This is a genomic window from Mesorhizobium sp. M5C.F.Ca.IN.020.32.2.1, assembly GCF_004023105.1.
GTDB lineage: Bacteria > Pseudomonadota > Alphaproteobacteria > Rhizobiales > Rhizobiaceae > Mesorhizobium > Mesorhizobium wenxiniae.
The window spans coordinates 1-6,698 of sequence record NZ_RZSX01000300.1 but is presented as its reverse complement, the minus strand read 5'-3'; the positions used below and the strand labels follow the sequence as shown (position 1 = coordinate 6,698).

5 protein-coding genes and 1 pseudogene are annotated in these 6,698 nt (G+C 63.6%); 2 read left to right on the top strand and 4 right to left on the bottom strand.

Annotated elements, in window-relative coordinates; all coding sequences use genetic code 11:
* Together EOA86_RS40340 and trpS are read right to left on the bottom strand one after the other, a co-directional pair.
* Positions 1-145 (bottom strand): annotated as a pseudogene (locus tag EOA86_RS40340) (universal stress protein); the annotation flags it as partial.
* A 90-nt stretch (positions 146-235) separates the two neighbouring features.
* Complete coding sequence (trpS, locus tag EOA86_RS16580) at positions 236-1,333, bottom strand: tryptophan--tRNA ligase (protein ID WP_128342628.1); 1,098 nt, start codon at positions 1,331-1,333, stop codon at positions 236-238.
* A 158-nt stretch (positions 1,334-1,491) separates the two neighbouring features.
* On the opposite strand from trpS, the gene EOA86_RS16575 reads away from it, so the two are divergent.
* Positions 1,492-1,785, top strand: coding sequence for a type II toxin-antitoxin system VapB family antitoxin (locus EOA86_RS16575; RefSeq protein ID WP_206630044.1), 294 nt, complete (start codon positions 1,492-1,494; stop codon positions 1,783-1,785).
* Here EOA86_RS16575 and murJ read toward each other — a convergent pair.
* Together murJ and EOA86_RS16565 are read right to left on the bottom strand one after the other, a co-directional pair.
* Entirely contained in the window at positions 1,745-3,358 is a 1,614-nt protein-coding gene (gene murJ / locus EOA86_RS16570) for a murein biosynthesis integral membrane protein MurJ (RefSeq protein WP_128342624.1), read from the bottom strand. The genes EOA86_RS16575 and murJ overlap by 41 nt on opposite strands.
* A gap of 46 nt (positions 3,359-3,404) precedes the next feature.
* Positions 3,405-6,206: a [protein-PII] uridylyltransferase gene (locus EOA86_RS16565; protein ID WP_128342622.1), complete on the bottom strand. Its 2,802-nt coding sequence runs from the start codon at positions 6,204-6,206 to the stop codon at positions 3,405-3,407.
* Positions 6,207-6,448: 242 nt separating this feature from the next.
* Between EOA86_RS16565 and EOA86_RS16560 the strand changes: the two genes are divergently transcribed.
* Positions 6,449-6,698 (top strand): YHS domain-containing protein (locus EOA86_RS16560; RefSeq protein ID WP_128342620.1); only part of this gene is annotated, 250 nt, incomplete at its 3' end.

Genomic DNA, 6,698 nt, shown 5'->3' with positions numbered 1-6,698 from the left:
CATAGAGCAGCACCAGCACGCCGCTGGTGCTCTGCGCGCGCTTCGAGGCGTAGGCGACGGCCCGCTCGCATTCGGGCGTGTCGTCGATGATCGCCAGGAATTTGCGGCGATGGCCGGCTTCGCGGCTGAGGCGTTTGGAGACCATGTTCACCCTGTTCGATGGTTTCGGTCGCAATCTGCCACCGCCACAGCCCGGCCGCAAGCGACCCGCGGGTGCAGCGATGTTGGGTGCAGATCAGCCTTGCAGCAGGCCGATGATGTCGCGCACCGTCTTCATCGTCGCTTCGGCCAGTGTGCCGGCGCGTTCGCCGCCATCCCTCAGCACTGCGTCGACATATGCGCGGTCGTCAGAAATGCGGCGCATCTCGCCGGCGACCGGCGCCAGCTTTTCCACGGCAAGGTCGGCCAGCGCCGGCTTGAACACCGAAAACTGCTGGCCGCCGAACTCTTTCAGCACCGCCTCCTTCGATATCTCGGCCAGACCCGCATAGATGCCGACCAGGTTTTCGGCTTCCGGCCGGCCGGCAAGGCCGTCCAATTCACTTGGCAATGCCTCGGGGTCAGTCTTGGCCTTGCGGATCTTCTTCGAGATGCTGTCGGCATCGTCGGTCAAATTGATGCGCGACAGGTCCGACGGGTCCGACTTCGACATCTTCTTGGAGCCGTCGCGCAGCGACATGATGCGCGCCGCCGGTCCGCCGATGATCGGCTCGGTCAGCGGGAAATAACCGTTCACCGTCTCCTCGCCGACCTTCATCTCGACGCCGACGCCAAGGCCGGCGATGCGGTCCGAAAAGTCGTTGTTGAATTTTTGCGCGATGTCGCGTGTCAGCTCCAGATGCTGCTTCTGGTCATCGCCGACCGGCACGTGGGTGGCGCGGTAGACGAGGATGTCGGCCGCCATCAGGCTCGGATAGGCAAGCAGCCCCAGCGAGGCGTTCTCGCGGTCCTTGCCGGCCTTGTCCTTGAACTGCGTCATCCGGTTCATCCAGCCGATGCGCGCCACGCAATTGAAGATCCAGGCAAGCTCGGCGTGCTGCATGACCCGCGACTGGTTGAAGACGATGTGCTTCTTCGGGTCGATGCCGGAGGCGAGAAACGCCGCGGTGATCGAGCGTGTCTGGTCCTTGAGATCGTCATGGACAAGCTGCGCGGTCAGCGAATGCAGGTCGACGACGCAATAGATGCAATCGGAGGTGTCCTGCAGGGCGACGAATTTCTTGATGGCGCCGAGATAGTTGCCGAGATGCAGGTTGCCGGTCGGCTGGACGCCGGAAAAGACAAGTGGCTTGAAGGCAGGCTGATTGAAGGCGGGCTGATTGGAGTCAGTCATGGTGTTTCCCTGGCTTGTGGAGGGCCGTTTCGCACGCGGCGAAAGTCTTTCGACGGCGCGCTTATGGACGAGAGCGGGGAGCGGATCAAGAGGTTGTCGGCTAGCACGGCGGGGCAAATCGCTTCGGGCCAGATTGCTTGTTCCATACCGTTTGAGGCATCGCGCTTGTTGCGCTTGTCGCTCGGCTTGACAGGCCGACGGACAGGTTGACGCGAGCCTTCGCCAAGGTCAAAGGCGTCGGCATCACCGAGGCGATTGTGATTGCCATGCGTGAAGCTCTTGGGCGCTGGCGCAATCGTGAGACGCCGCTGGAAACGGCGGCACGGCTTCGGGCCGAGTTCGGGATTGAGCTTAGCAAGCAAGCGCGCAACCCGCTGCCGCGCTCGGTCTATGACCAACTGTCCGTGAAGACTAATGCTTGTCGACAGAGCCGCTATCGTTCGGCTCACTGACAGGCGGCGATCCCTTCCGCCTGACATTGCGCCGGATCATGCCGAAATCGGCGCCGCCGGTGGCGAAGGCTGTGACGAAATAAAGCAACGCTCCGCCGGCAACCAGCGCGAGAAGCGTCGTAGCTTTGACGACCAGCGGTGAGCCCGAGGCCAGTTGGGCGGCAAACCAGTGCTCGGCAAAATAGAGCGCCGCCCCCATCACCGCCGCCGACAGCACCAGCCGTGGGATGCGTCTCATGAGTGGTACGTCGCGGCCCCAGTGACCGCGCCGGATCAGCACGCCGAGCAGCATCAGCGCATTGACCCAGCCGGCGACGGCCGAGGCGACGGCGATGCCCGGCGCGCCCATCTGCGGAAACAGCGTCAGCGCGGTGGTGATGTTCACCGCCACCGCGATGGCGGCGAAGATCATCGGCGTGCGCGTGTCTTCGCGGGCGAAATAGCCGGGCGTGAACGCCTTGATCAGCACAAAGGCCGGCAAACCCAAGCCGAAGATCGCCAGGATTGCCGCCACGATTGGCGTCGAGTTGTTGGCGGCAAATGCCCCGCGTTCATAGACCAACCCCACGATCGGCTCCGACATGACCAGCAGTGCCGCCGCCGCCGGCAAGGTCAGGAACAAGGTGAACTCCACCGACCGGTTCTGCAGATTGGCCGCTTCGATCAGATTGCCTGACTTCAGCGCCCGCGACAGTTCGGGCAGAAGCACGATGGCGACGGCGACGCCGACGACGCCGAGCGGTAGCTGGTAGATACGGTCGGCATAGGCGAGCGACGACACCGCACTGTCCTGCGCCGAGGCGATCGCGGTGCCGATCAGCTGGTTGATCTGAGTGATGCCGCCAGTGATTGCCGCCGGCAGCGCCAAGATCAGCAGCCGCTTGACATTGGGCGTCATCTTTGGCCTGCGGAAACCGATCGAGATGCCGGCATGGCGCACCGCCACCCAGACGATCGCCAGTTGCACCAGCCCCGCCGCCATCACGCCCCAGGCCAACGCGAAGCCGACGGTGCGCGCGTCCGATCCCTTGTGCCAGGAATAGGCGAGCACGCCGATCAGGATGATGTTGAGGAACACTGGCGCCGCCGCCGCGGCGAAATAGCGGCGCAGCGAATTCAGCATGCCGGCCATCATGGCGCCGAGCGACATGCAGATCAGGTAGGGAAACATGATGGTCGCAAGCCGGACCGTCATCTCGAACTTTCCCGGCGTGTCGGCAAAGCCCGGCGCCACCAGGTAGCGCACGATCAGCGGCATCGCCAGTTCCATGGCGATGGTCAGCGCCAGCAGCGCCGTGAACAGCACGCCGAACACCTCTTCCGAAAAGCGCTTGGCGCCATCGGTGCCGTGGGTCTCGATTTCCTTGGCGAACAGCGGCACGAAGGCGGCATTGAAGGCGCCTTCAGCAAACAGCCGGCGAAAGGTATTGGGAAACTGGAACGCCGCGTTGAAGGCGTCGGCAATCGGCCCGGTGCCGAGTGCGGCCGCCATCAGCATCTCGCGGCCGAAGCCGAGGGCACGGCTCATCAGCGTGCCGGAAGCGACCGTCGCGAACTTTTTGACAAGGCTCATGCGTCTGGAGACTGCCTGCAGGATTGGGACAAATAAATGGTGGTTGTCACTCGGCCGCGGCCTTGGCCTTGCCGCCGCGCTCCGGCACGGTGCCTTCGAGAACCGCGACCAGCCTGTTTTGGATGGCGGCCATGCGCGTCGGGCTGTCGATCTTCTGGCCGGTGAGATCGGTTACATAGAAGGTATCGATGACCTTTTCGCCGAAGGTGGTGATGTGTGCCGACGCGATGTCGAGCGACAGGTCGGACAACGCCCCGGTGATCTCGGACAGCAGGCCCGGCCGATCCAACCCCTCGACCTCGATCACCGAGAACCGGTTCGACAGCGTGTTGCGGATTTCGGCGCGCGGCGGGATGCGGAAGACCTTGGCGCCGCGCCGCGGCTTGGTGCGCTTCTCGATCATCTCCGGCAGCCAGCTCTTGCCCGACAGCACATCCTCGATCAGGCGGCCGACGCGCCCGGCGCGGCGGCGTTCGTCCTCGTCGCGGTCGAATTCCCTCGAGATCAGGATGGTGTCCAGCGCGCGGCCATCGGCGGTGGTGAAGATCTGCGCGTCGACAATGTTGCCGCCGGCCGCCACACATGCCCCGGCAATGACCGAAAGCAGGCGGGGATGGTCCTGCGCCAGCACGGTGATCTCGGTCACCGCCTCGAACTGATGGGTCTTGATCATCGTGGCGAGCTTCTTGCCCGCCGCATCCGCCTCGCGGATGAATTCGGCGTGGCGAAGCTGGTCGGCGAGATCGACCGTCAGCAGATAGTTCTCGTAGTGCAGGCCGACATAGCGCTTGCGGGCTTTTTCGGACCAATCGGCAAGCGCTTCGGCCAGCCGCTCGCGTGCCGCCGCCGTTCGCTCGGCGCGCGACACTTCCGAAAATCCCCCGGTCAACAGCAATTCGGTCTCATAGTAGAGCGTGCGCAGCAATTGGCCTTTCCAGCCGTTCCAGACGCCCGGCCCGACGCCTCTGATATCGCAGACGGTGAGGATGAGCAGCAGCTTCAGCCGTTCGACCGACTGCACGATCGCGGCGAAATCCTCGATTGTCTTGCGGTCGTTGAGATCGCGGGTCTGTGCCGTCATCGACATGACGAGGTGGTTCTCGACCAGCCAGGCAACTGTTTCGGTGTCGGCCGCCGACAGCCCCATATGCGGGCAGGTGCGCCGCGCGATCCGGGCACCCACTTCGGAATGGTCCTCGGGCCGTCCCTTGGCGATGTCGTGCAAAAGCACCGCGACGTAGAGCGCCTCGCGGCTTTTCTTCAGCCCCGGCATCAGCGTGTGGGCAAGCGGGTGGATCTTTTCACCGTCGCCACGCTCGATCTCGGCCAACACGCCGATACAGCGGATCAGGTGCTCGTCCACCGTATAGTGGTGGTACATCGAGAACTGCATCATGGCGACGATCTTGCCGAAATCCGGGATCAGCTTTGCCAGCAGTCCCGCCTCGTTCATGCGCCTGAGATTGAGTTCGGCATTGCGGTCCGACGTCAATATGTCGAGGAACAGCCGGTTGGCTTCCTCGTCGCGCCTGAGCGCCTTGCCGACGAGGCCGAGCGAACGGGTCAGCAGCTTCAGCGCATCGGGGTGAAATTCCAGCCCGTGCTTGTCGGCGAACCAGAACAGCCTCAAGAGATTGACCGGATCGCGCTCGAACACCAGGTCGTCGGCGACGTTGATGCGATGGTTGTCGATAATGAAATCGGACGTGCCGGCAAGCTTGCGCTTGCGGCGCGAGAAGGTGAGGAAGATGCGGTTGAAGCCCGGCACATGCTTGGCCTGCTCTTCCTCGAGTGCAGCGCAGAAGATGCGGGTGAGATCCCCGACATCCTTGGCGACGAGGAAGTAATGCTTCATGAAGCGCTCGACCGCCGACAGGCCTGGATGTGTGGTATAGCCCAGCCGCTCGGCGATCTCGCGCTGGATGTCGAAATGCAGCCGTTCCTCGGCTTTGCCGGTGAGGAAATGCATGTGGCAGCGCACCGCCCACAGGAAATCCTCGGCCTTCTGGAACTCCCGGTATTCGGTGCCGGTGAAGACGCCCTTGTCGACCAGCTCCTCGCCGGTGCGCACCCGGTAGAAATACTTGCCGATCCAGAACAGCGTCTGCAGGTCGCGCAGGCCGCCTTTGCCGTCCTTGACGTTGGGTTCGACCAGATAGCGGCTTTCGCCGGCCTTCGCATGGCGCTCGTCGCGTTCGGCAAGCTTGGCCTGCACATATTCGGGCCCGGTCGTGCGCACCACCTCGCGGTCGAAACGCTGCAAGAGCTCGTCATAGAGCTTCTGCTCGCCCCACAGGAAACGCGCTTCCAAAATCGAGGTGCGGATGGTGATGTCGGTGCGCGACAGCCGCAGGCATTCGTCGATGTTGCGGGTGGCGTGGCCGACCTTCAGCCCCAGATCCCAAAGTATGTAGAGCATGTATTCGACGATCTGCTCGCCCCATGGCGTCTGCTTGTAGGGCAGCAGGAAGAGGAGATCGATGTCGGATCCCGGCGCCAGCGTGCCGCGGCCATAGCCGCCGACTGCGACGACGGCCATGCGTTCGGCCGATGACGGGTTTTTGACGCGATAGACATGGCTGGCGGCGAAATCGTAGAGCGCGCGGATGATCTCGTCCATGAGATGCGACAGCCGGGCGGCGCAGGCGGTGCCACTGCCGTCGTCCATCAGCAGGCGTTCGGCGATGCTGCGGCCGGCGGTCAGTCTGCCCTTGAGAAGCTGGAGAACACCGGCGCGCGCAGCCTTGCCGGAGCCGTCGCCTGCCGTGGCCGCGGTCAGCGCCGTCATCTCGCAGCGCAAGGCTTGGCTGTCGATCAGTTCATCGAGCTTTAGAGAGATTCTTGCCATAAGTGCCGTTCGGCCTCGCCGTTTTGGCGGCGTCTATAGCGCGTTTTCGCGGCGCTGGGTATGGGGCGGACGGACACGCTCTCCACGGAGTCGTCGATGGCATGCGGCGGCGGCTGGATGCGGGATTGTCCGCCGGCGGTTTGGCGCGCGCCTCGGCAAGAAAAACAGAAATTGGTCCTTGACCTTCCAGTCACTGGAAGCACTACCTCCGTTTCAGAACCGAGACACAGGGGCATTTCCGCATGACGCATTCCGACCATGACCATCACGCCCATAGCGGCTGCTGCGCGGCAAAAGCTGTTCCGTCCGTCGCCGACGCCGTCATTCGCGATCCGGTCTGCGGCATGACCGTCGATCCGGCCGCCGGCAAGCCGACAGCCGAGCATGGCGGCCATCTCTATCATTTCTGCAGCGAGCGCTGCCGTTCAAAATTCACGGCCGAGCCGGAAAAGTACCTTACCGCCATCGACCCGGTCTGCGGCATGCGTGTCG

What these genes read in the sequence shown, in the direction of transcription:
- trpS (WP_128342628.1), bottom strand. Translation starts at nt 1,333, where the DNA reads ATGACTGACTCCAATCAGCCCGCCTTCAATCAGCCTGCCTTCAAGCCA.
- murJ (WP_128342624.1), bottom strand. Translation starts at nt 3,358, where the DNA reads ATGAGCCTTGTCAAAAAGTTCGCGACGGTCGCTTCCGGCACGCTGATG.
- EOA86_RS16565 (WP_128342622.1), bottom strand. Translation starts at nt 6,206, where the DNA reads ATGGCAAGAATCTCTCTAAAGCTCGATGAACTGATCGACAGCCAAGCC.